The 2,251-nt window shown below is 32.1% G+C and carries 4 protein-coding genes; all 4 read left to right on the top strand.

What is annotated here, in order from left to right:
- Positions 1-181, top strand: a 181-nt coding sequence (locus tag GH681_RS23845; protein WP_228112044.1) for a hypothetical protein, incomplete at its 5' end; no start/stop codon positions are given.
- Positions 182-325: 144 nt separating this feature from the next.
- Entirely contained in the window at positions 326-880 is a 555-nt protein-coding gene (locus GH681_RS22770; RefSeq protein WP_153163785.1) for a head fiber protein, read from the top strand.
- A 14-nt stretch (positions 881-894) separates the two neighbouring features.
- The gene (locus GH681_RS22765) at positions 895-1,329 is read left to right on the top strand and encodes a hypothetical protein (protein WP_153163784.1); all 435 of its coding nucleotides are present in this window, start codon (positions 895-897) and stop codon (positions 1,327-1,329) included.
- Between the two features lie 72 nt (positions 1,330-1,401).
- Complete coding sequence (locus tag GH681_RS22760) at positions 1,402-1,734, top strand: hypothetical protein (protein ID WP_153163783.1); 333 nt, start codon at positions 1,402-1,404, stop codon at positions 1,732-1,734.
- Positions 1,735-2,251 lie beyond the last annotated feature (517 nt).

Here is a 2,251-nt window from a genome sequence, read left to right as displayed (position 1 = left end):
TAATATATTATATGTGGATAATAAAGCAAGAACAATTATTCCTGAAGTAGTTAATGCTTGGAATCTTACTCCACATAGATTTATTAAATCTGGTGAAACTGTATCTATTGATATTAATCGTACTCTGTATATTATAAAAGGATTTAGTTCATCAGATTATGTGCACATAGATGTAAAGTAGGATAGAATAGATATTACATTAGATCCTAATGATACTAATGCTACTAGATAGGCTAGAGTATCTTTAAATATAAGTGATCCTACTGGAACTCATAAGTTATTACAGTTTGTAATACATTAGAATTAATAATTAAAATATACGTATATGACAAGAATAACAAGAAGCTATATAGCTCCAAATCCCAAAGAGTTTGATTACTGGGTTGACTTAGCAGCAGATCCAAAAGGTAATGTAATTAAGTATTATGCAGGTAGTAGCAAATGGCTACCAATAAATGATGATACAGATAATGATCAGAGTGCTAAGATTGCTGCACTTGAATCAGGTAAAGTAGATAAGGTAGAAGGAAAAGAACTATCCAGTAATGACTTTACGGATGCATATAAAACTAAACTAGATGGTATTGCTGCACAAGCAAATAAATATGTTTTACCAACAGCTACAGCTGAAATTATTGGTGGAGTAAAGGTAGGAACAAATATTTCTTATAGTAACGGTACAATTAGTCTTAGTAAAGCTAATGTGACTAGTGCATTAGGATATACACCTCCTACAGCAGATACTAAAGTGACTATAAATAACACTTTAACAAGTACTAGTACTACAGAAGCTTTAGCTGCTGCACAAGGTAAAGCTTTAAAAGATTTAATTGACGCATTAACTACAAGAGTTGCTGCATTAGAAACTCCAGCAGCTTAATATAACAAATACATATGGTAACAAATAGGATAATATTTTTTGCAACATCTGTTCAACCTAATCCAGAAGAAATAGACTATTGGGTTGACTTATCTGATAATCCTTACGGTGGTAGCATTAAATATTTCAATGGAACCGAATGGGTAAGGCTAGCTGCCTCTGGTGGTACACCTGACTTTAGCAACTACTATACTAAAACACAAGTAAACAAATTGCTTAATGATAAAGCAAACATTAGTGATGTAGATAGTAAAGTAGATGATGAAGAGGTAAAAGACGTAATAAAAGATATACAGTTTAATACTTCAAATCCTAATGGCATTACTATGGTAATGTTTAAGTATGATGGAAGTAATGATTCTATATCTTTACCCATAGCATCTACTGGATCAGCTGGTATTGTCACATCTAAAGACTTCTTAGACTTTGTTAAACAACATCAGTTATAGGAACTTCATACTGAGATGATTGATACCTTTGCTGATATACGTGCAAAGTATTAGAAGAAACTCATTGCAGGTTTGAACATTGAAATTGATCAAGAAACTAATGTAATTAGTGCATCTGGTGATCTAGCTGTACAATGGAATAATATTACTGGTAAACCAGATTTTAAACCAGTAGCTACATCTGGTGATTATAATGACTTAATTAATAAGTTAAAACCAGGTAAAGATGTTAGTATTAGTGAAGATAATGTAATTAGTATTGCTATTGATTCAGATTCATTAGAACAGTCTTTAACTACTTTACAAAGTAATATAGATAAAGAAGCTGCTACTGCTCGTGCTGCTGAAACTAAATTAGGCAATGATATAGCTACTGAGAAGAATAGAGCTCAATCTGCTGAATAGACTATTAGTACTAATTTACAGAATGAAATTAATAGATCTACTCAAGTAGATACTCAACATACTAATGCTATAAACAAGGAAGTACAGGATAGAAAAGAAGCTATCGCTACAGAAGTTAGTGATAGAAATGCAGCTATCTTAGTAGAAACTAATAGAGCTAAGGCTAAAGAAGAAGAACTTGATAATAAGATTACAGATCATACTGCTGCAACTAATACTGCATTAGCATTAAAAGCAGATAAGTCTGACACTTATACTAAGGCACAAGTAGATGCTAAACTATCTGGTGCTTATAAAGTAAAAGGATCTAGTACGTTTGAAGCTCTACCTAAAGACAACAATGTAGTTGGCGATGTATATAATATTACTAATGCATTTAACTTGAGTGGTAAGCATTATGATGCTGGTACTAATGTAGTATGGACTGAAGAAGGTTGGGATGCTTTATCAGGTTCATTTGATACTACTGCTATTGAAAGTAGTATTCAAGAAGTAGCTGATAACTTAGCTCAAGAGA

It is taken from the genome of Zoogloea sp. 1C4, assembly GCF_009469605.1.
In the GTDB taxonomy this organism is placed as follows: domain Bacteria; phylum Pseudomonadota; class Gammaproteobacteria; order Burkholderiales; family Rhodocyclaceae; genus Zoogloea; species Zoogloea oryzae.
The sequence above is the reverse complement of the archived record's forward strand: the minus strand, read 5'-3'. Positions and strand labels throughout refer to the sequence as shown.

Coding starts and splice junctions, on each gene's coding strand:
- GH681_RS22770 (WP_153163785.1), top strand. CDS start 326: ATGACAAGAATAACAAGAAGCTATATAGCTCCAAATCCCAAAGAGTTT.
- GH681_RS22765 (WP_153163784.1), top strand. CDS start 895: ATGGTAACAAATAGGATAATATTTTTTGCAACATCTGTTCAACCTAAT.